The 23520-nt window shown below is 34.7% G+C and carries 15 protein-coding genes; 7 read left to right on the top strand and 8 right to left on the bottom strand.

Going from position 1 to position 23520, the window contains the following annotated elements; all coding sequences use genetic code 11:
- Window positions 1-123: 123 nt before the first annotated feature.
- Window positions 124-1668 (top strand): Rne/Rng family ribonuclease, encoded by a 1545-nt coding sequence (locus ACKC83_RS06320; RefSeq protein WP_434037427.1) that lies wholly within the window; start codon window positions 124-126, stop codon window positions 1666-1668.
- A 70-nt stretch (window positions 1669-1738) separates the two neighbouring features.
- On the opposite strand, the gene ACKC83_RS06315 is transcribed toward ACKC83_RS06320, so the two are convergent.
- From ACKC83_RS06315 to ACKC83_RS06295, 5 genes are all read right to left on the bottom strand, one after another.
- A complete protein-coding gene (locus ACKC83_RS06315) occupies window positions 1739-2329 on the bottom strand; it encodes a hypothetical protein (RefSeq protein WP_434037426.1) in 591 nt (196 codons plus the stop codon).
- Between the two features lie 35 nt (window positions 2330-2364).
- Complete coding sequence (locus ACKC83_RS06310; RefSeq protein WP_434037425.1) at window positions 2365-3402, bottom strand: aldo/keto reductase; 1038 nt, start codon at window positions 3400-3402, stop codon at window positions 2365-2367.
- 14 nt (window positions 3403-3416) lie between these two features.
- Window positions 3417-5594, bottom strand: coding sequence for a tetratricopeptide repeat protein (locus tag ACKC83_RS06305; RefSeq protein ID WP_434037424.1), 2178 nt, complete (start codon window positions 5592-5594; stop codon window positions 3417-3419).
- A gap of 154 nt (window positions 5595-5748) precedes the next feature.
- On the bottom strand, window positions 5749-6711 hold the full coding sequence (locus ACKC83_RS06300) for an OmpA family protein (RefSeq protein ID WP_434037423.1): 963 nt from the start codon (window positions 6709-6711) through the stop codon (window positions 5749-5751).
- Between the two features lie 27 nt (window positions 6712-6738).
- Window positions 6739-7500: an exodeoxyribonuclease III gene (locus tag ACKC83_RS06295; protein ID WP_434037422.1), complete on the bottom strand. Its 762-nt coding sequence runs from the start codon at window positions 7498-7500 to the stop codon at window positions 6739-6741.
- Window positions 7501-7758: 258 nt separating this feature from the next.
- On the opposite strand from ACKC83_RS06295, the gene ACKC83_RS06290 reads away from it, so the two are divergent.
- The gene (locus tag ACKC83_RS06290; protein ID WP_434037421.1) at window positions 7759-11163 is read left to right on the top strand and encodes a hypothetical protein; all 3405 of its coding nucleotides are present in this window, start codon (window positions 7759-7761) and stop codon (window positions 11161-11163) included.
- A gap of 74 nt (window positions 11164-11237) precedes the next feature.
- Here the strand turns inward: ACKC83_RS06290 and ACKC83_RS06285 are convergent, their stop codons facing one another.
- Window positions 11238-12779, bottom strand: coding sequence for a glycine--tRNA ligase (locus tag ACKC83_RS06285; RefSeq protein ID WP_434037420.1), 1542 nt, complete (start codon window positions 12777-12779; stop codon window positions 11238-11240).
- A 72-nt stretch (window positions 12780-12851) separates the two neighbouring features.
- On the opposite strand from ACKC83_RS06285, the gene ACKC83_RS06280 reads away from it, so the two are divergent.
- Window positions 12852-13544, top strand: coding sequence for a ComF family protein (locus tag ACKC83_RS06280; RefSeq protein ID WP_434037419.1), 693 nt, complete (start codon window positions 12852-12854; stop codon window positions 13542-13544).
- Between the two features lie 80 nt (window positions 13545-13624).
- Window positions 13625-15208 (top strand): Ig-like domain-containing protein, encoded by a 1584-nt coding sequence (locus tag ACKC83_RS06275; RefSeq protein ID WP_434037418.1) that lies wholly within the window; start codon window positions 13625-13627, stop codon window positions 15206-15208.
- On the opposite strand, the gene ACKC83_RS06270 is transcribed toward ACKC83_RS06275, so the two are convergent.
- Window positions 15195-15974, bottom strand: a complete 780-nt coding sequence (locus ACKC83_RS06270) for an amidohydrolase (protein ID WP_434037417.1) — start codon at window positions 15972-15974, stop codon at window positions 15195-15197. The genes ACKC83_RS06275 and ACKC83_RS06270 overlap by 14 nt on opposite strands.
- A complete protein-coding gene (locus ACKC83_RS06265) occupies window positions 15974-16303 on the bottom strand; it encodes a hypothetical protein (protein ID WP_414035628.1) in 330 nt (109 codons plus the stop codon). Before ACKC83_RS06265 ends, ACKC83_RS06270 begins: the two co-directional genes overlap by 1 nt.
- A 182-nt stretch (window positions 16304-16485) precedes the next feature.
- Here ACKC83_RS06265 and ACKC83_RS06260 point away from each other — a divergent pair, with 182 nt between their 5' ends.
- The 3 genes from ACKC83_RS06260 to ACKC83_RS06250 all read left to right on the top strand — a co-directional run bounded on the left by ACKC83_RS06260 (window position 16486) and on the right by ACKC83_RS06250 (window position 23476).
- A complete protein-coding gene (locus ACKC83_RS06260; protein WP_434037416.1) occupies window positions 16486-18573 on the top strand; it encodes a S46 family peptidase in 2088 nt (695 codons plus the stop codon).
- A gap of 248 nt (window positions 18574-18821) precedes the next feature.
- Complete coding sequence (locus tag ACKC83_RS06255) at window positions 18822-20444, top strand: tetratricopeptide repeat protein (protein WP_434037415.1); 1623 nt, start codon at window positions 18822-18824, stop codon at window positions 20442-20444.
- A gap of 161 nt (window positions 20445-20605) precedes the next feature.
- Window positions 20606-23476, top strand: a complete 2871-nt coding sequence (locus ACKC83_RS06250; protein ID WP_434037414.1) for a TonB-dependent receptor — start codon at window positions 20606-20608, stop codon at window positions 23474-23476.
- Window positions 23477-23520: the final 44 nt, after the last annotated feature.

Raw genomic sequence — 23520 nt, 5'->3', positions numbered from 1 at the left:
AAAAATAATGTATAATCCATCTGTACAGTTTGGTTTGAAGTATTAAGTTTAAGGTTGAAAATTTATTTTTTCAGCTTTAAACTTTAAATTTCAAACTTAATAGTATGGATATAAATTAACGAAATGGATAAAGAATTGATCGTAAGATCTAATCCCCAACATGTTGATTTTGCCTTATTAAAAGATGGAAAACTTATTGAATTACATAAAGACGAAGGAGGGAATAACTTTTCTGTTGGTGACGTGTTTATCGCCAAAATAAGAAAAACTGTTCCAGGACTAAACGCTGCTTTTGTAAACGTAGGCTACGAAAAAGATGCCTTTTTACACTATCACGATTTGGGACCTAAACTTCCTTCACTTTTAAAATTCACAAAGAGTGTAAGCACAGGTAAACTAAAAGATTTCTTTTTAAAAGATTTTCCTTTTGAAAAAGAGATTGATAAGAATGGAAGCGTCGTAGACGCCTTAAAATCTAATCAATCATTACTCGTACAAATTGTAAAAGAACCCATCTCTACCAAAGGCCCTAGGATAAGCTCCGAGCTTTCTATTGCTGGTAGATATATTGTTCTTGTTCCTTTTTCCGATCGTATTTCAATATCACAAAAAATTGAAGACAAAGCAGAAAAAGACCGCCTAAAGCGTCTGGTTAAAAGCATTACGCCTCCAGGTTTTGGGATTATTGTTCGTACAGTAGCAGAAGGCAAGAAAGTTGCCGAATTAGATAAAGACTTGCAAAATTTGCTTGGTCGTTGGACCGCAATGTGTAAGAAACTTAACAAAGCACATCACCCTAGTAAAGTTTTAGGAGAATTAAACAAAGCCTCGTCTATATTACGAGATATTTTTAACGACACCTTTACAAGCATACAGGTTGATGATGAAGAACTTTATCACCAAATTAAAGACTATGTGCAACTTATTGCACCTAACAAAGAATCAATAGTCAAATTGTATCAGTCTAATGTTCCTATTTTTGAAAAATTTGGAGTAGAAAGACAAATTAAAACGTCGTTTGGAAAAACGGTTTCTATGGCAAAAGGCGCCTACTTGGTAGTAGAACACACCGAAGCCCTGCATGTTGTAGATGTTAACAGCGGTAACCGCTCTAACAAAGCCAATTCTCAAGAAGACACAGCATTAGAAGTCAATATGATAGCCGCCCAAGAGATTGCGAGACAACTTCGTCTGCGCGACATGGGAGGTATTATAGTTGTCGACTTTATAGACATGACCAATGCTGAAAACAGAAAGACACTCTACAATTACCTTCGTGATGAAATGAAGGATGATAGAGCGAAACACAAAATATTACCTCCAAGTAAATTTGGGTTGATACAAATTACAAGACAGCGTGTTCGTCCAGAAATGAACATAAAAACCCGTGAAGATAACCCAAACGGTGTTCAAGGCGAAGAAGTTGAAGCACCAATAGTATTGGTACAAAAAATAACGCAAGAACTTGAGCGACTATTAAAAAAAGACTATAAAAAGATCGTTTTAAACACACATCCTTTTATAGCAGCCTTTTTAACAACAGGCTTCCCATCCATACGTTCAAAATGGTTTATTGAACACAAAAAATGGGTAAAAATTATGCCCAGAGATGCTTACACATATCTAGAATACCACTTTTTTGATAAAGATGGTAATCAAATCAACTAATAGAAAAGCCTTACTTATTTAAAGTAAGGCTTTTTTTATACTGTAAAATAAGATCTAAACTAAATCAAACTTATTTAATTAATTTAGAAAGCTTGTATTCTATTTTCTTTTCCTCGAATTCCTTTTCACTGATTAACTTAGAGTTAAGTAACCAATTTAATTGATTCATAAAGGTGTCTTCTGGAATATCCGAATCTACTCTAGAGTATTTTTGTCGTAATTTATCTTTAGACAAGGCTATTAATGTATTCACAAAAGCTTCTACCTCTTCTCGGGAAGGCGAATCCAAAAAAAACTTTAAATTAGAATACCCTCCATTTAAAATTAGCAAATTATTAAGCGGTGCCTTAAAACACGTTATCCCTAATACTAAAGAAAATAAGCCACCCCAAATTAACCCGTCGAATTCTCCGTTTAAGTTATCTTCAACAAAAAAAGCAATCCAACTCGTTAGTGCTATTAAAATAAAGCAACTACCTACAATTCGTAATCCGTTTCTAGAATGTGCTTCTATAATTTTTTGATGTCCAATAGATTCTATATCTACAGTCCATTCTTTAGAATTTAGAAAATTTTTCTCCTTAATTAATAATTCGCTATCATTAATCAATTCAAACTCCTGAGTTCTAGAGCCTCTCTTTTGAACCAATTTCAACTCCATATAAATTTAAAACACATCTTCTAAACGTTCAATAATTAAGTTGCTGGATTAGGGATATCTTCATGTATCTTATTAATTTCAGCAATAATCTCCTCTGTTAAATCCACCTCAATACTAGCAATATTTTCTTTTAGTTGTTCCATCTTAGATGCTCCAATTATATTACTAGTTACAAAGGGTTGTTGGGTTACAAATGCTAAAGACATTTGAGCCAAACTTAAGCCATGATCTTTCGCTACTTGTAAATATTGTGTCACAGCTTTAGTACAATTCACACTACTATAACGTGAAAAACGCGGATATAAATTTAATCTCGAGTTTTCATTTGCCAAACCTTCTACATACTTACCAGACAACACTCCAAATGCCATTGGCGAATAGGCTAAAAGTCCTAAACCTTCTCGCATGGCTATTTCTGCTAAATCAGTTTCGAAACCTCTGTTTATTAGCGAATACGAATTCTGAATGGTTTTCATTCTAGGCATCGCGTTATATTTAGACTCTTCTAAATAGCGCATAGCTCCCCAAGCTTTCTCATTGGATATTCCAATGTTACGGATTTTACCTGCCTGAATGGCTTTATCTAAACTGTTTAAGACCTCGTTAAAATTATCTTCCCAAGGATCGTTCGGATTGTGTTTATAATCGCGTGTTCCAAAAAAATTAGATTCACGTTCCGGCCAATGTAATTGAAACAAGTCTATATAATCTGTCTGCAAGCGTTTTAAGCTATTCTCTATAGCACTTTCAATCGCTTCTGGCGCAAACCCATTTGTTCTAATATGTGCCGTATAATCGCCTGTTCCTGCAATTTTAGAAGCCAAAACAATATCTTCTCGTTTTCCTGTCTGTTTTAACCATTTTCCAATAATGCGTTCGGTTTCTGCATACGTCGATTCTTGTGCTGGCACAGGATATAATTCGGCCGTGTCAAAGAAATTTATGCCTTGTTCTACAGCATAATTCATTTGCTCGAATCCTTCTTCTTGCGTATTCTGATTTCCCCAAGTCATGGTTCCTAAACAGAGTTTGCTAACCTTAATATCTGAATGAGGTAATGTTGTATATTTCATTTTGAACTTTCGCGTTATATGTTTTTTTGATTTGCTTGAATAGCCTGCATGATACGATTACTGTCTTCCATTTTACCTTGTCCTTGGTAAACTAAAGCAAGTAAATACTGATAATCCTGATCGGTTGGATATATTTTTAATGCTTTTAATATATAGTGTTCAGCATCTGTAAACTTTTTATTTTGGTAATAGAATGTCGCTAAATTATACATAGAGCGCGTATCCTGAGGATCTAATTTTATAGCTTGTTTTAAATCGGAAACCGCGGCATCATTTTCTTTTAATTCAAAATTTAAAAGAGCTCGTAAATAATATGCGCGTCCTGCTTTTGGTTCTTTACGTAACCAAATATTTAAAGTCTCTAAGGCAGAAGTAGCGTTTCCTTTTAAACTGTAAGATGTGGCTAAGTTAGAATATACGGGTAATAACAAACTATCTTTCTTTAGAGCTAATTTGTAGTTAGCAATCGCGTTATCTACATCGTTATTCTGAAGATAATAATCGCCTAACTGAAGGCGTCCAGAGGCAAAATCTGCGTTCGTAAACATCATCGTTTCCAATTCGTGTCTCGCCTTACTATATCCTGATTGATTTATAGTGGCTAATGCCTGAGAATCTATACCCGTTAATAATTGTACAGCTCCAATTCTAACTAATCGTGTTGTATCGCTTAAATGCTTTTGAGCAATAGCAATACGATCTTGCGGATTCATATTTCTAAATCTCTGAAGTGCATTAAATCGAACCATTGGAGAAGGATCGTCTAAACTTTTAAGTAAGGCATCGACATGTTCTTGACTACTTATTTCTAAGCCGGCAATTACCGTAGATCTTGCAATGGCAGGATAATTTAAATTATTTATAAACATATCTAATCCTTTACGCTCTTGAACGCTTATAGTCGATTTATTACTGATTAATAATTGATCTGAATAATGATCTGCACGATCAGGACCATACCAATCTACAACTTGATCTGCCGCCCATTGGTCTGATTTATCTTGATGGCATTGTGTACATGCGTTTGGAGTACCATACTCGACACTTTGATCTGGTCTTGGCACTCTAAAACTATGATCTCGTCTAAAATCGTTCCCCATATAAACAGCACCGGTCATGTGACAGTTAACACATTGCGATCCGTCTGTTTCGCGTTGATGAAAGTGATGACTAGGCTGATCGTATTCTGTACCGTGGCATTGAATACAAGCTGCATTCCCAGGAAATTTAATTTTTAAAGTATGTGGATCGTGACAATCCGAGCACTTTACACCTTCGTGATACATTTTACTTTGAAGAAATGAACCATATACATAATCTTCATCTTCAATTTGTCCGTCTCCATGATACAAATCGTTAGAGATATTAGACAGTAAATACTGATCTTCAAAATGAGTCCCTGGAATCATTTTTTCGGTTAATCGTGAACGTCTTGCATGGCAAGGTGCACACATATTCATCTGACTAAACTGAGAGTTACCAGGTATAATATATGTGTTTTCTGTATGCGTACTATCTTGCACATTTTCTGCCCAATACACATGGCGTTCGGCGGGACCATGACAACTTTCGCAACTCACATTAATTATAGAATAAGAAGTGTTATAAGTATCGGTATCTACATTGTAATCTTTTTCTAGGTTTGTAGAATGACATTCGGCACACATGGTATTCCAATTCTGGGCTGTTTCTGTCCAGTGCAACCAATCGTGCGGATCGATTTCATCGCCATTATATTGGTGAAACCAAACCTTTTTTTCTGTATCCCAAGTGACACGAAGCACTTGTTTTCTTCCTCTGTCAAAATCTATTAAATATTGCTGAAGCGGTCTAACCCCAAAGGCATATGCAATTTCATAGTCGGCTTCACTACCATCAATTTCTTTTACATGTACCATAAATTTATCATCTGCTTTTGTAAAATGATAAGACACACCATCAATTATGGTTTTTACATCATTAAAATCACCTAGAATAGTAGAATCATTAGCAATTTGCATGGCTAAATCATGGTCAGAACCTGTCCAATCATCGTACACTCCTTTATGACACTCCATACATTGGGAATCTCCAACAAAACCATCTCTATGTTGTAATTTAAAATCTTCTACAGCAACATAATCTGATTGTTTGGTTTTAGAATTACAGGCCGAAAGAATGACCAGACAGAAAACCCAAAAAACATGCTTCATACTCTTTATAAATGTGAAATTAACTTAAGCTACTAAGTTAAAATTAATTTCAACCAAGAAGAAAAAAATAAACGCTAAATGTCTGTATAATTAATATAAATTACACGGAGCTATTTAGCGTTTATCTGTAAACACATTGAGAGTTTAAACGCTCTTAGATATCGTTTAAAAGTTTAGATATCTCGTCTAACTTAGGTGTTAAAATAACTTCTATCCTTCTATTCTTAGCACGACCTTCCGAAGTTGAATTTGAAGCAATTGGCGCAAATTCACCTCGACCTGCTGCGGTTAAACTTTCTGGATTTATTTCTTTATTTTCTTGTAAAATATTCACAATTGCAGTAGCTCGTTTTGTAGACAGATCCCAGTTTCCAGATAATTGACCACTACCTTTGTAAGGCACATCGTCTGTATGTCCTTCAATAAGTACAGCTATATCCGGATTTAACGACAATACATTCCCTAATTGATTTACAGCTCTACGTCCTTCGGCACCTACCGCCCAACTTCCTGAACTAAACAACAATTTATTCTCCATAGAGATATAAACTTTACCGTCGCGTTGCTCCACCGTTAAACCTTTCCCTTCAAAATCTGTTAAAGCTCTAGAAATAGCATCTTTTAAAGCCTTCATACTAGCATCTTTCTGTGCAATAACACGCTCTAATTCTGCTACACGTGCAGATCGCGATTCTAACTGCGACTTTAATTCTTCTAATCGTGTATTCTCTGCCGCTAATGCTTGTTCTTTTGCTTCTAATTGAGCCAATAATTCTCTGTTTTGTTGCACATTTTGCGCAATCGCAGCCGAACTATTTTTCTCTAAAGCATCGTAAGAGTTTTGTAAATGATCGTTATTAGCTTTTAAAGCATCATACTCACTTTGCAGACGATCTCGCTTCACTACAGTATCGTCATAATTTTTTTGCAATGCACTTAATTCGTTTTCCAATTGGGTTTTGGCGGCAGACAATTCCGAATTTTCATCCATTAAAGATTGATTTTCTTTCTTTAGTGCTTCATGCCTAGTTTCTAAATCTTTATAAACCCTAGGTGCTACGCAAGATGTTGTAGCAACCACTATTGATAATGCCGATAAAAATAATTTAAAATTCATACGATAAAGATTATAGGTTAATTATAACTATTCTATTTCTACTAAAATCGGACAGTGATCGCTATGCTTTGCTTCCGGCAAAATAACAGCACGCTTCAATCTGTTTTCCAAAGGATTCGCAACCAAGCAATAATCTATACGCCAACCTTTATTATTATTTCTAGCGTTTGCACGGTAACTCCACCAACTGTAATGATCCGGTTCTGAATTGAAATATCTAAACGAATCAATAAATCCACTATCCATAAACGTACCAATCCACTCCCGCTCTACTGGCAAAAATCCAGATACTTTTTTATTTCTAACTGGATCGTGAATATCGATAGCTTCGTGACAAATATTATAATCGCCACAAATAACCAAGTTTGGAATGTCTTGCTTTAATTCGGTAATATAGTCCTGAAACATGGCCATATACTCGAATTTATGTTCTAAACGTGCCAAATTTGTTCCCGACGGCAAGTATAAACTCATTACAGAAACATCGTCAAAATCGGCACGAATATTACGTCCTTCGAAATCCATAGACTCAATTCCTGTGCCAAATTCTACATGGTTTGGTTTTATTTTACTCAGTATAGCAACACCGCTATATCCTTTCTTTTGAGCGCTATACCAATAATTATAGAGATATCCTGCTTCAGTAAAAATTTCTAAATCTAATTGGTCTTCGTTGGCCTTAATTTCCTGCAAACAGATCACATCTGGATTTGCACTTTTTAACCAATCTATAAATCCTTTTTTTAAGGCGGCACGAATACCATTTACATTGTAAGAGATTATCTTCATTTTTACTGTTTTATTGCGCGTTTGTATCAATATTTAAACGCTTTTTGCGTTAATTAAATTCGGTGCGCTTATTTTTTATAGAATTTCAGCTAAATTAAATAATACGTTACTTTTACACTATTAATTTAGTGACCTTTTAACACATTAATCTATAAACGATTTTATAACTAATTTCTGAAATCTACTAACACAACGATAAAACCATTAACACACGTTTAGCGAGTAAAAACTATAAGCGTAATCTGGTTTAAAAACTGCATGAAATTTACAATCGCCTTAATCTGTTTTTGTTTTAGCCTTTGCACTTTTGCGCAAGAGCTAAACACCAATTACAAAACAACAAAGGTAGCTGTAAGCGATAGTATAGTTATAGATAGCGTAAGTATTAATCCCAGTTGGTTTACACTAAAAACACTAGACAATACAGACATAGACAGCAGTTTTTATACAATAAACTTCCCTAAGGCATTATTGACTTTTAAGAAGCCTATTGCAACGGATTCTGTTGAAATATCTTATTTAAAATTCCCTGAGTTTCTAACACAAACATACAGGCAGTTGGACGAAAGTATTATTCTTTCGGATATTAATAATCAGCAGAAATTATATAAACTCTCACAATCTACAAGTACAAAAAAATACATTCCTTTTGATGGTTTATCGACGTCTGGAAGTATTTCGCGAGGTGTTACAGTGGGTAACAATCAAAATTCGGTTTTAAACAGTGAACTCGACTTACAAATAACAGGTAAACTTAATGATAAGATTTCGTTGCGTGCCTCCATTCAAGATGCTAATATTCCGTTACAGGAAAGTGGCTATTCGCAACGTTTAGATGAATTTGACCAAGTCTTTATTGAAATATTTAGCGACAGTTGGAACATCCGAGCTGGAGATGTCGATTTACAAAACACCAAAACCTTTTTTGCGAATTTTAGTAAGCGTGTGCAAGGACTTTCCTTGAATGCAACCTTCGACCATGAACACTCTAAAACCGATGTATTTGCGGCAGGAGCTGTTGTTCGAGGACAATTTACTCGGAGTCAGTTTACCGCTCAAGAAGGTAATCAGGGGCCTTACAAACTAAAAGGTCCTAACGACGAACTTTTTGTATTAATTGTATCTGGTAGCGAAACCGTATATGTAAATGGAATTGCTCTAGAACGTGGTGAAACCAACGATTATATTATAGATTATAATGCGGGAGAGATTATATTTAACGCTACATTTCCGGTGACTTCCGAAATGCGAATTACAGTCGATTTTCAATATAGTGAGCGCAATTATTCCAGAATTATTGGGTACGGTGGTGGCCAATATACCAGTGAAAAATTTAGCATTGGAGCCTCAGTTTATTCTGAAAACGATTCCAAAAACAGCCCTATTCAGCAAAATTTATCCTCAGATCAGGTAAAAATCCTGGCTGAAGCAGGAGATGATGGTTCTAAAATGATATCGCCTTCGGCAACACCAGAAACCTATAACGAAAATCGTATTTTATACAGAAAAGATGTATTCAATTCTCAAGAAATCTTTGTGTTTTCTAACAATGTGGAAGACGCGCTTTATAGTGTAAAATTCAGTTTAGTTGGCGACAATCAAGGTGATTATATTTTAAGCGACATTAATGCCATTAATAATATTTACGAATATATTGCTCCCGAAAACGGAGTATCTCAAGGAAATTATGCTCCAGTAACACGACTTGTTGCGCCAACAAAATTGCAAATTGCTGTTGTTAACGGAACCTACAAACCTTCTAATAAAACAAACATCTATTTTGAAGGTGCAGGAAGTAAAAACGATTTAAATTTATTTTCAGATTTGGACGATGCTAATAATGATGGGTTTGCTGGTAAGCTAAAAATCAATCAAAATATAATAGACCAAGATAACCTTTGGAAACTTGACGCATTTGCAGATTTTGATTATATCGAAGAAAATTTCAGAACAATTGAAGTGCTTTATAACACCGAATTTAATCGCGATTGGAACATTGAAAACACGTTTGGAAACCAGAAATTATTGGTTACCGGCTTACAACTTCGACGACCTGAAAACGTATTTTTAAACTACCAGTTCGAGCATTTAAGTTATCAGAATAATTTTAATGGAAACCGGCATGTTGCTAGTGGGTTTCTTCAGTTAGATAAGTTTAAGTTTTTTACGAATTCAAGTTATTTAGATTCTAAATCTAATAGCAATACCTCAACCTTTTTACGCTCATCGAACACAGCGACCTACAGTTTTGGGAAACCTTGGGTTGGTGCAAAATTTGCTATTGAAAACAATCAACAAAAAGACAAAATAACAGAGACGTATTTACCGTTAAGTCAGAAATTTAAAAGTTACGAAGTCTTTACAGGAATTGGGGACAGCACTAATATTTTTGCAGAAGTAGGTTTTAAATATCGAGTAAACGACAGTATTAAAAACAACGCATTACAGCACGTTAATACCTCTAAAACCTACTATTTAGACTCAAGACTAATACAAAACACAAATACTAATTTATCGCTTTATGTAAACTATAGAACGCTAGACAACGTTTTTGAAGACAATGAAAAATCGTTGAATTCTCGTTTGATATACAATCAAAGTTTCTTTAAGCAAATGGTGCAATGGAATACTATTTTTGAAACCAATTCAGGAACGCTACCTCAGCAAGATTTCACCTACGTAGAAGTAGAACCCGGACAAGGAAGCTACACTTGGATAGATTATAACGGGAATGGTATTCAGGAATTAGAGGAATTTGAAATCGCACAATTTCAAGATGAAGGAAAATATATACGCGTTTTATTACCAAATCAAGTGTATATAAAAACACATCAAAACAGATTGAGCCAGACGCTGACTTTAAATCCGCAACAGTGGGTAAACTCGGAGTCTAGTTCGAAGTCGTTTTTATCTCATTTTTACAATCAAACAGCTTATTTAATCGATAGAAAATCGAATAGAGACGGTAATACATTTCAAATTAATCCTTTTAAAGAAGAGGAAGATAACCAACTTGGTTTGCAATTAAATATTAGAAACGTACTGTTTTTTAATCGTGGAAAACAACGATATACTACCTCTTATACTTTTTTAAGAAACAAGGCGAGAAATATTTTAACCATTGGATTTATTGAGAATAATGTGCGAAGTCATCAGTTAAATTTCAATCATAAATTTGCCGAAAGTTGGTTGGTTACCCTTTTAAGCAGTTCGAGTAATACCGAAAGTATTAGCGAAAATTATGTGAGTAAAAATTACAATATTGATGAAACCCAATTTAATCCAAAACTCACCTATTTACTGAATGAAAACACCCGGTTTGATGTCTTCTATCAATTCACAAATAAAGAAAACACCATTGGGAGTTTTGAAATATTAGAACAGCAAAAATATGGGACTTCACTATCCGTTTCTAACGTTCAGAAATCGGCTATTAGTGCCGAAATTAATTACTTTTCGAATAGCTATTTTGGAAACGCAAACACACCTGTAGCCTACCAAATGTTGGAAGGTTTACAACCTGGAAAAAACTTTACTTGGACCGTTTTGGTTCAGAAAAAAATAACCAAATTTTTAGATTTAAACTTATCTTATTTTGGAAGAAAAACAGAAACAAGTAATAGTATTCATACTGGAAGTGTGCAGTTAAAAGCCTATTTCTAATCTTAAATTTATAGCTAAAAAAAACCCCAAGCGATAAGCTTGAGGTTTATTATATAATACGATATACGGTTCTATTACATTTTCATTAACCAAGAACGGACATCTACTTCTTTCTTTATAATATCACGAAGATCTTCAATCTTAACACGTGTTTGTTCCATAGTGTCTCTGTGACGAATAGTAACCATGTTATCTTCTAAGGTATCGTGATCTACAGTGATACAGAACGGTGTTCCGTTAGCATCTTGTCTGCGGTAACGTCTTCCAACAGCATCTTTCTCATCGTATGCCACATTGAAATCCCATTTTAAATCTTCTACAATTTTCTTTGCAACTTCTGGTAAACCGTCCTTTTTAACTAAAGGTAAAATGGCTGCTTTTACAGGAGCTAAAACTGCTGGTAATTTTAATACAGTTCTAGTTGTATTATTTTCCAGCTCTTCTTCTACTAAAGAATTAGAGAATACGGCTAAAAACATACGATCTAATCCGATTGATGTTTCTACCACGTAAGGAACATAACTCTTATTGTCTTCATGATCGAAATATTGCAATTTCTTTCCTGAGTGCTTTTCGTGCTGACTTAAATCAAAATCTGTACGTGAGTGAATCCCTTCTAATTCTTTAAATCCGAATGGGAATTTAAACTCGATATCGGCTGCTGCATCTGCGTAATGTGCTAATTTATCGTGATCGTGGAAACGGTAATTTTCTTCTCCCATTCCTAGCGATAAATGCCATTTTAAACGTGTTTGTTTCCACTGCTCGTACCATTCTTTTTGAGTTCCTGGCTTAACAAAAAATTGCAATTCCATTTGTTCAAATTCACGCATACGGAAAATAAACTGTCGCGCCACAATCTCGTTTCTGAATGCTTTTCCGGTTTGAGCAATTCCGAAAGGAATTTTCATACGTCCGCTTTTCTGAACGTTTAAGAAATTCACAAAAATACCTTGAGCTGTTTCTGGACGTAAATATAGATCCATTGCTGTATCTGCCGAGGCTCCTATTTTTGTTCCGAACATTAAATTAAACTGTTTTACTTCAGTCCAATTTTTAGACCCCGTTAATGGATCCGCAATTTCTAATTCGTCTATAAGTGCTTTAACATCTACTAAATCTTCATTTTCTAAAGATTTACCCATACGTGCTAAAATACTGTCGATTTTCTCTTGGTATCCTACAACGCGTCCATTTGTACTTACAAATTCTGCTTTATCGAAAGCGTCTCCAAAACGTTTTGCCGCCTTAGCTACTTCTTTTTCTATTTTGTTCTCTATTTTCGCGCAATAGTCTTCAATTAAAACATCTGCTCTATAACGCTTCTTAGAGTCTTTATTATCTATTAATGGATCGTTAAAGGCATCGACATGGCCGGAAGCTTTCCAAGTGGTTGGATGCATAAATATTGCAGCATCTAGGCCTACAATATTTTCATGCATTTGCACCATCGCTTTCCACCAATAGTCGCGTATATTTTTCTTTAACTCCACACCGTTTTGTGCGTAATCATATACTGCACTTAAACCGTCGTAAATTTCACTGCTCTGAAACACATAACCGTATTCCTTAGCATGAGAAATTACCTTCTTAAATTGATCATCTTGATTTGCCATGCTACAAAAATATAAAACGCCGGAAAACTAAACGTAACTTTTATTTAAAGTATTGTAAAATTTTGTAATTTAATGCTTTTGGGACTTATGTTTGGAGCGATATTCAATATTTTCTTTCCTAAAGTATGCTACAGTTGTATGAATGTTTTGGCCGATGGTGAACAGACGCTTTGTACAGATTGCAGACATAACTTACCCGTTACTCAGTTTCATTTTAATAATGATGACAGCGTGAAGAACATATTTTACGGACGAGTGAAAGTTGAAAACGCTACTGCCCTACTACGTTTCGAGAAGAAAGGCATCACTCAGAAACTCATTCATCAGTTAAAATATAAAGGACAAGAGCCTATTGGAACATTTTTAGGCGATTGGTTGGGTGGCGATTTACAAACTTTAGATGCTTATAAAACTGTAGATGTGGTTATACCTGTACCGTTACATAAAACGAAACTTAAAAAACGTGGCTATAATCAGGTTTCAAAATTCGGAATGCAACTGGCAGAAGCTTTGCAGGCCAATTATATAGACGATGTGTTAATTAAAATTACAAAAACACATTCTCAAGTATCTAAAAACCGCTTAAGCCGGTGGAGCGATGCGAACACAATATTTAGCACACAGAATCTAGATAAAATAAACAACAAACATATTTTAATAGTAGACGATATTATTACCACGGGAGCAACCTTGGAAGCGTGTATAAATTTACTGCATTCTGCTAAAAATGTTAAAATATCCATTGCAGTTATGGCAATTGCTTAAACTGTTTTCGGTTACTGCTAAATAAATTGTTTCTTTGCGTAAATTCTAATTGAATAATGAGTAAAACGCTTTCAAATTTTTTGTTCATAAGTGTCCTATGTCTATGTATAGCAAATTGCGCCAACAGAGGAACCCCTTCTGGAGGACCTAAAGATGAAACTGCACCTGTTATTACAAAATCGGTGCCGGAAAACTACACAACAAATTTTAGGGCTAAGGAAATTAGAATCTATTTTAACGAATACATTAAAACCAAAGATCTAAGTAAACAGCTTATTATTTCGCCTCCAATGGATACGCAACCTGAGATTACACCTTTAGGAACAGCGAGTAAATACTTAACCATTGTAATTCACGATACTTTGGCTCCCAACACAACTTATGCTATAAATTTTGGAAGCAGTATTGTGGATAATAACGAAGGAAATCCTTTTCCATATTATAAATATGTATTCTCCACAGGTAGCTATATAGACTCTTTAACAGTACCTGGAATAATATTGGATGCCACCTTAAAGGAGCCAGATAATTTTGTTACGGTAGCTTTATATGAAGTAGACTCGACATACACCGACTCGATTATCTATAAAAAGAAACCTAAATATATTACAAACACATTAGACAGTATAACCTCGTTTGTGTTAGAAAACATAAAAGCAGGGACGTATCTTTTAACTGCAATGAAGGACGAAAACCAAGATTTTCTATTTCAACAAAAGACAGATAAAATTGCGTTTTTAGAAGAGTTTATTACCGTTCCAAAAGACACTACTTATGTTTTAAAGTTATTTAATGAAGACTTAGATTTTAAAACTTTTAAGCCTCGATTAGTTTCTAAAGGAAAAATTGCATTTGGGTATGAAGGAGATTACGAAAACATGTCTATTGACTTGCTAACAGATACCCCAAGTGATTTTGAAGAACGCATAACTAAACACCCTAAAACAGACTCCTTACTGTACTGGTATCGTCCAAAGCTAGAAACTGATTCTTTACTATTTAAGGTTGCTTATAAAAATACAGTAGTTGATACTTTTAATGTAAAAATTACAGATAAATATCAGGATTCTTTAACGGTTACAGGTGCGCCTAACGGACCGATTAATTTTAATGAGGATTTTGTTTTAACTGCAACAACGCCAATTAAATCTCTAAATAAATCCTTTATTTCTTTTATAGATAAAGATTCTGTAGTTGTGCCATTCACCACTAAAATGGACACACTAAATAATAACATTAGTTTTTTGTTTGATAAACAAGAAAACTCAAAATATCGTTTACAATTATTTCCTGAAGCGATAACAGACTTTTACGACAATAAGAACGATACTTTACAATTTATTTTCCAAACTAAGGGTTACGACGACTATCCGAATGTACGTGTACTGCCAAGAAATGCTGTTTATCCAATTATCGTACAACTAACCAATGCAAAAGGTGAAGTAAAGTACGAACAATATAGCACAGAGCCTAAACCCATAGATTTTAAGTATCTGACTAATGGAAAATATTTTATTAGAGTAATATTCGACGAAAATGAGAATAAAAAATACGATACAGGTAGTTATCTTAAGAAAATACAACCAGAACGCGTGAGTTATTATCCGGACGAGATTGAAGTACGTTCAGGTTTCGATTCGGAATACGAATTTATTCTAAACTAAAAGTATCTCTGTCGTTAAGGAATTTAAATTTTTGTCGGGTGTTTACGACATGGTCTTTGTTTAAAACAACAATGCGATAGCCAACTTCGTTCTCTACAAACTCAGAAATCTTTTCGCCTAAAGTATTATACACAGCCGAATGTCCTGAATACTCATGGCCTGTTTTATCTGTGCCTACACGGTTAACACCTACGCAATAGCACATGTTTTCAATGGCTCTGGCTTGCAGTAAAGCATCCCAAGCATTTACACGTGGTTTTGGCCAATTGGCTACATAAAATAACACCTCGTAATCGTTATTAAAACGTGACCATACAGGAAACCTTAAATCGTAACAGACCAGCGGATAAAGCGACCATCCTTTATATTCTATAATGGTGCGTTCTGTACCTGCTGTGTAAATTTTATCTTCCCCTGCTAGAGTAAAAGTATGTCGTTTTTTATACGATTTTATATCGCCATTCGGATATGCGAAGATTAACTGATTATAATAATTATTGTCTTCGGAAATAATAAGACTTCCCATAATAGCAGCCTGTTTTTTAGCCGCGAGTTTAGACATCCAAGTTACAGACACACCCGAAAGCAGTTCTGCGTGCTTTGTGGCATTCATAGTAAAGCCAGTAGTAAACATCTCGGGAAGTACAATAATATCTACCACATCAGAAATAGATTCTATAAGCGCTTCAATATTATCGCGATTTGCTTCAGGATCTTCCCAAACTAAATCCGTTTGAATTAGTGCGATATGTAGCTGGTCTTGCATTAAAAAATTACAAATCTCTTTTCGTTGTTAGACATGCGTTCTGCTTTTTCTTGAGCTCTTAATTCTTTTCGGTAAGCTTTAGCTATCGCCTTATTCTGTATCCTTTTGTTTCTTTTTTCTTTTCTATATTCTTCTGCTCTAATAGCATATGCTTCGAAAATTGCGCGCTGATCGTCTAATGTTATACTTTCGGTGACATCGTAGCCATGTAACAATATAGACGAGCCTTTTACTTCGTAAACGTTATTCTTATATTCAATTTCTTGAGCGTTTAAAGCCGAAATTAAAAACAGAGAAAACATAAGGGTTAAAAGTAGTTGTTTTACCATAATAGATCTATTTGGGACTACAAAACTACTAAAAATCAGTGGAATTACACAAAATATCCGATGAACTGCATATTTAGAATATTCTTGCTCATTTAAACCAAATTCAGATGTGGTATTTACTTTTCTAAACTGTCCGTTTTATTCAAGCCTTTTTTATCTTTGCAGAACTTAAAAACAAACTCATGAAATTAATAAAGATTTTAATTCTTTTTATCACCATTCAGGTCAGTGCACAACAGGGTGGTATGTGGATTCCTTCACTCCTTCAAGGTATGAACGAAGACGATATGGAATCTTTGGGGAGCAAACTTTCTGCCAAAGATATTTACGATGTTAACCAGTCCAGTTTAAAGGATGCCATTGGTCATTTTAACGGCGGTTGCACCAGTGAAGTCATTTCTAAACGCGGTTTACTTCTAACTAATCACCACTGCGGTTACGGCCAAATCCAATCACATTCTTCGTTAGAAAACGATTATTTAAAAGATGGGTTCTGGGCCAAAAACTTTGAAGACGAATTACCAAATAATGGATTGTATGTCGAATTTATTGTTCGTATTGAAGATGTTACTACTCAGGTTTTAGAAGGCGTAACAGAAGATATGACGGCAAGAGAAAAACAATCTAAAACCGATGGAAATAGTAACAGAATTCAATCGGCTACCAAAAAAGAAGATTGGCAAAACACGAAAATAAAATCGTTTTATAAAGGGAACCAGTATTTCTTATTTGTTACCGAGCGTTTTGAAGACATTCGTTTAGTTGGTGCTCCTCCAACAAGTATTGGGAAATTTGGTTCGGATACAGACAACTGGGTTTGGCCAAGACACACAGGCGATTTTTCACTTTTTAGAATTTATGCCGATAAAAACAATCGTCCAGCCGCGTATTCTAAAGACAACAAACCTTATAAGCCTAAGCACTTTTTACCAGTATCTTTAGATGGTATTAGCGAAGGAGATTTCACCTTAGTTTTTGGTTTTCCTGGAACTACCGAAGAATATCTACCTGCCGTTGCCATTAAGGAAATTACAGAGCAATTAAACCCTAGCAACATTGCTATTCGTGAAGCCGCGTTAAAGGTGATTGACAAAAAAATGCAAGAAAGCGATGAAATTCGTATTCAATACGCTTCAAAACAAGCACGAATTGCAAATTATTGGAAAAAATGGATTGGGGAAAACACAGGTATTAAGAAGAGTAATGCCATTGCAAAAAAGCAAGCCGAAGAAGCGATCTTTACCGAAGCCCTGAAAAAACAAAATTTAGAAAGTAAATTCGGAAATATACTACCTGAACTTGAAACTCAATATGAAGCGTTTGCCCCTGTAGATATAAAACGAAGCAATTTTGTAGAAATATTTGTTAGAACAAACGAGCTTATGTCTATGATGTTTGGACTAACCCAAATGGTAAATGCTTCATTTAAAGGAGAAGATGCTTTTAACGCAGCCAGAGAATCTATGCAAGGTAAAATTAAAAGCACCCTTAAAAACTTTAACGCAGAAGTAGACCAAGGTGTTTTTGAAGCTATAATGCCATTTTACACAGAAAATATAGATGCATCTATTTACGAAAAAACAGCATTTACGAATCTTGATAGTGCCATGTCGTTACTAGAAGGTTCGAGTACCGAAGTTCTTGAGAAATTAAACAGTGATGCGGCTTATGCCTATGCTAAGCCTTTTATAATAGATTTCTACACCAATATAGAACCAGATTTCCAAGAGAAAAACACAGCAATAAATGCCTTAGAAACACAGTATATGAAAGCTCTTATGCAAGTTGTTCCTAACGAGTGTTATTATCCAGATGCAAATAGTACACTGCGTGTTACTTACGGTCAGGTGCGCGGTTACACCCCTAGAGACGCCGTTTACTACAATCCGGTATCTTATTTAGATGGTGTCATGGAAAAATATATTCCAGGTGATTATGAGTTTGATGTGCCACAAAAACTTCAAGATTTATATACCACTAAAGATTACGGACGCTACGCCGACAAAAACGGAAAACTTCCTGTATGTTTTTTAGGAACGAACCATACTACTGGTGGGAATTCTGGAAGTCCTGCTATTGATGCCGAAGGAAACCTAATCGGATTAAATTTTGACCGTGTATGGGAAGGAACAATGAGCGATATGAATTACGATCCTGAAATTTGTAGAAATATTATGGTCGATATTCGCTACGTATTATTTATAATCGATAAATATGCAGGTGCAGAGCGCTTAATTAAAGAGATGAAATTAGTACATCCTAAAAAGTAAAATAATATCTTTTTTAGAGCACATAATTTATAATAAAAAGCGAGGTTTATGCCTCGCTTTTTTTATTTCAAAAACAAATATAACTACAGGTATGCTCCCTAATCTTGACATGCCATCACCCATGCTAAATTCTTCTTTTTAGTACTGAAAGCATATTATATTAAGTAAATAAAACGATTAATACGCTTAATAAGTCTAAACCTAAAAAACGTAATATTTAAGTAACATTACATTTTTTAATTTTAGCCATGATTATACTTAAGACCAAACGCTACCTATCGAGTATTACAACTTGTAACCCTATTATTTTATCATTTTTATGTGCCCTTGTTTTCTTCAACAAGCCTGTACACGCACAAGAATCCCATAATAATTCTCGTACCAACATAGATTCAGTTTTCACAGAATTAAAAGTGCAATTGGATAAAGCAGAATATAACGAGAACCGTCAAGCCATTATTAATTCACATATTAAACTGGGGAATTTCTATGAGCGTTTAGGTATAGAAAACGAAGCTATAAAACATTATCATAATGCTTTAGAACAACATAATCAGGCAGACACAACAGCGGTTTATATTGGAAATAAAATGAGTAGCATCTACCTATCTTTAAAGCAATATAAAAATGCAACGACTTATTTAACTAAAAGTTTAGCCATTGCAGAACAGATTAATTTTAAAAAAGGAACAGCCATCTGTTACGGGCTATTAGGTAGTGTGGCCGAGAAAGAATCTAATTACGAATTAGCATTAAAAAATCAGGAGGAAAGTTTAGCTATTTTTAAAACCCTTTCCGACAGCACAGGTTTAGCTATTACGTACGAAAACATTGGAAGTATTTACGAAGACCTCGAGCAATATGATCCGGCACTAAACTATTTTCTTAAAGCAAAAACTTACTCTAAAAGCATTCCGTCTTATATTAAAATAAATATTCTAAATAATATTGGAGATGCCCATAGAAAAATGATGAAGCCAAAGGAAGCTCTTCCCTACTCCGTATTAGCGCTTCAAAAATCTAGGGCCGCTAAAAACACTCATCAACAAGCATCTGCACTTAAAGATTTGGCTTTAATTTATGCCGATTTAGACGATTACAATACCGCGTTCAATTATATGTTAAAGTATAAAGAACTGAATGAAAAACAGATTGAAAGTCAAAATACAGAATTAGTTAGTTCTTTACAAATCCTCTACGAGGTCGAGGAACGAGAAGCTCAAGTAAAACTACTAAATACGCAACATGAGGTAGATACAATTAGACAAAATATTATTTTACTGTCTTGCACGTTTCTTATGTTGTTATTGTTAGGATGGTTCTTATATTTTAGAAAACGCAAGAAACAGCAATCCAAAATTCAGCATTATAAGAATGAATTACTACAAGCTAATCTAGATAAGAAAACACAAGAAGAAGCAACTTTACAAAGAGAGATAGACATTAAAATTTCGGCACTTACAAATTATAGTTTGCATTTGTCACACAAAAATAAAATGATTTCAGACATCTCAAGAACGCTTACAAACATAAAAGATAGAAATACGGTATTAATCAAATCTAAGCTCGAAGCGCTCATAAAAGAGATTAATTTAGATTTATCTCAAGAACAAGAGTGGACAGAATTCATTAGTTATTTCGAACAAATTAATCCACATTTTTTTCAAAGGCTAAAAAACGCTGTTACAAAGGAATTAACACCTTCCGAATTGCGATTATGTATGCTTCTTAAGCTAAATCTCTCATCGAAAGACATTGCTTCAATACTTCGCATCACCCCTGATAGTGTGCGAATTGCGCGCTACAGAGTCCGAAAAAAACTTCCAATAGATTCTAAAGAAGATCTTCAAACCTTTCTTCTAGATCTATAATGTAATGTTTCTAGAATATTATCAACCTGTAATTACAATGTTAATGTTGCCTTAGAATATAGGCCGATATGCGCTGTTTATCACGTTTTGTTAACGGTTACTTTAGATCAAAATCAAGCTCTCAATCTAACTTTGCTCAAAAATTAACTTAACAAATAATTATGAAAAACTGGATTACTTTAATGATGCTTGTAGTAACAACTTTTAGCACATTAGCACAAACCGGACAAGTACAAGGACTCATTATAGATGAGAATAATATTACCATTCCTGGTGCTTCCGTATTACTTGAAGAGCTTAATAAAGGAGCTATATCCGACTTTAACGGAAAATTTACACTGGTAAATGTTGAAGCTGGAACGTACACCTTAATTATTAAATATTTAGGGTATTCTGAGTACCAACAACAAATCACTGTTAACCCTACACAAACAACAAATTTGGATATAACTCTAGAAGAGCAAGCAACAGAGTTAGACGAGGTAAAAGTGGTTTCTTTCGGATTTGGATCTCAGGCGAGAGCACTTAACACTCAGAAAAACAAGAAAAACATTACCAACATTGTATCTACAGACCAAATCGGTAAATTTCCGGATGCCAATATTGGTGATGCGATAAAGCGTATTCCAGGTATAACCATGCAAATGGATCAAGGTGAAGCGAGAGATATAATTGTTCGTGGTTTGTCGCCTCAGTTAAACTCTGTAACCTTAAACGGTAGCCGTATTCCTTCTGCCGAAGCCGATAACAGAAATGTACAAATGGACCTTATTCCTTCAGACATGATTCAAACAGTCGAGGTTAACAAAGCAGTTACTCCAGATATGGATGCAGACGCTATTGGTGGTTCTGTAAACTTAATTACAAGAACATCGCCTCAAGGATTTCGCTTATCGGCGACAGGTGGTTCTGGTATTAACTTAATAAATGATAAACGTATTTTAAACGGATCGTTTTTAGTAGGAGACCGTAGTAAAAACAATAAATTTGGATGGGTTGTTGCCGCCTCTTATAACGATTCGGAATTTGGTTCTGATAATGTTGAAGCCGAATGGGATGACGAATTTGAATACAACACTGGAGAAGAGGATGACGAAGGTGAACCGATTATGCAGGAAGTAGACGTAAATCCATACGCCAATGTTTCCGAAATTAGAGAGTATCAAATTCAGCGTATTCGTCGTAGTTTTTCAGCCAACTTCGATTATAAATTAAACGACAACAATACACTTTACTTTAAATCTATTTACAACTGGAGAGATGATCGTGAAAATAGATATGTATTAGAACAAGAAATTTTAGATGGTGAAGACATTGGAATTGGTGATTTCAGTATCGATTCTAACAACAATTTAACGGCATTTCCGGTATCTGCTAAACGAGAAGTTAAAGGAGGAATTGATAATAACCGTTCTAAAAACACACGTTTAGAAGACCAGCGTATGCAAAATTATAGCTTAAGCGGAGATCACTTAATAAACAATTTACAAGTCGATTGGATGGCATCTTACTCTAAAGCTTCTGAAGAGCGCTTAAACGAGCGTTATTTAGTACACGAAAGCGAATATGGCATTAATTTTAATAACAATACCAACAGTCCGTATTACGCACCACAGAGCACTACCGATGCCGATTTTAGACTTTTCGAATTCGATGAGTTATACGAAGAAAATCAATATACAGACGAAACAGATTTTAATGTTTTAGTGAATTTTGAAGTTCCTCTTCATCTTTTCGATAAAGAAAATGGAACACTAAAATTTGGGGCTAAAACAAGAATTAAAGAAAAGCAACAAGACAACGATTATATGGAATATTCTCCAGAAAATGACAGTATGGAGTTCTTAGGAGATATCCCAACTAGAGATTATTCAGAACGCGACTTTAATCCTGGAAGTCAATATCAAATCGGTTATTTTGCAACGCCAGAATTTTTAGGAAATTTAGATCTTTACGACAGCTCCCTTTTCGAAGCGGAAGACAAACCTGAAGAATATGCTACAGGAAATTTCAAGGTCAAAGAAAATGTTTACGCAGCGTATGTAATGACCGATCAAAACATTACAGATAACTTTAGTTTCTTACTTGGTGTGCGTTTAGAACACACTATGGCAGATGCTGTTGGCAATGAAATTATTTTTAATGAAGATGGAGATATTGATGAAATTGGCGATGTTTTAGCCATTTCGCCCGTGACCAGTAAAAACGATTACACCAATATTTTACCAAGTTTACATTTAAAATACGATGTAACAGACCACACGGTATTGCGTTTTGCTTGGACCAACACCATTGCTAGACCTAACTACGAAGATATTGTACCTTCTAGAGAAATTAACAATGAAGACGACGAAATTAGTTTAGGAAATCCAGATTTAAATCCTACAACATCTATGAACTTCGACCTTATGGCAGAGCATTACTTTACTAACGTCGGCTTGGTTTCTGGAGGATTGTTTTACAAAAACATACACGACTTTATCTACACATTCCAATACGAAGATGAAAATGGATTTGAAGTCTACCAACCATTTAACGGAGACAAGGCAAACCTATTCGGTTTTGAAGCCGCTTACCAACGTCAGTTAGATTTCTTACCTGGTTTTCTTCAGAATTTAAATATTTATTTAAACTATACCTATCTTAAATCTGATGCTTCTGGAATTAGAAATGAAGATGGAGAAGAGCGCGACGATTTAGATTTACCTCAAACCGCTCCAAATATGTTTAATGCATCTTTAGGCTATACAAGTAAATACTTTAGTTTACGTCTATCTGGGAACTATTCTGATGCGTATATCGATGAAATTGGCGGACGTGCTTTTGAAGATCGTTATTACGACGAGCAATTCTTTTTAGATTTTAATGCACGTGCAAACATCACTAAACAATTAAGTTTTTACGTCGATGTAAATAACATTACAAACCAACCATTACGTTATTATCAAGGTTCTAGCGAGAGAACGATGCAAATGGAATATTACCAAGCACGCGTAACATTCGGATTAAAATACGACCTTTTCAGAAAATAAATCAACTTCCTATTATGTCTAAGGCATAATAGCACCTATAAACT

The sequence above is a fragment of the Formosa bonchosmolovskayae genome (assembly GCF_051016085.1).
Classification (GTDB): domain Bacteria; phylum Bacteroidota; class Bacteroidia; order Flavobacteriales; family Flavobacteriaceae; genus Formosa.
The sequence above is the reverse complement of the archived record's forward strand: the minus strand, read 5'-3'. Positions and strand labels throughout refer to the sequence as shown.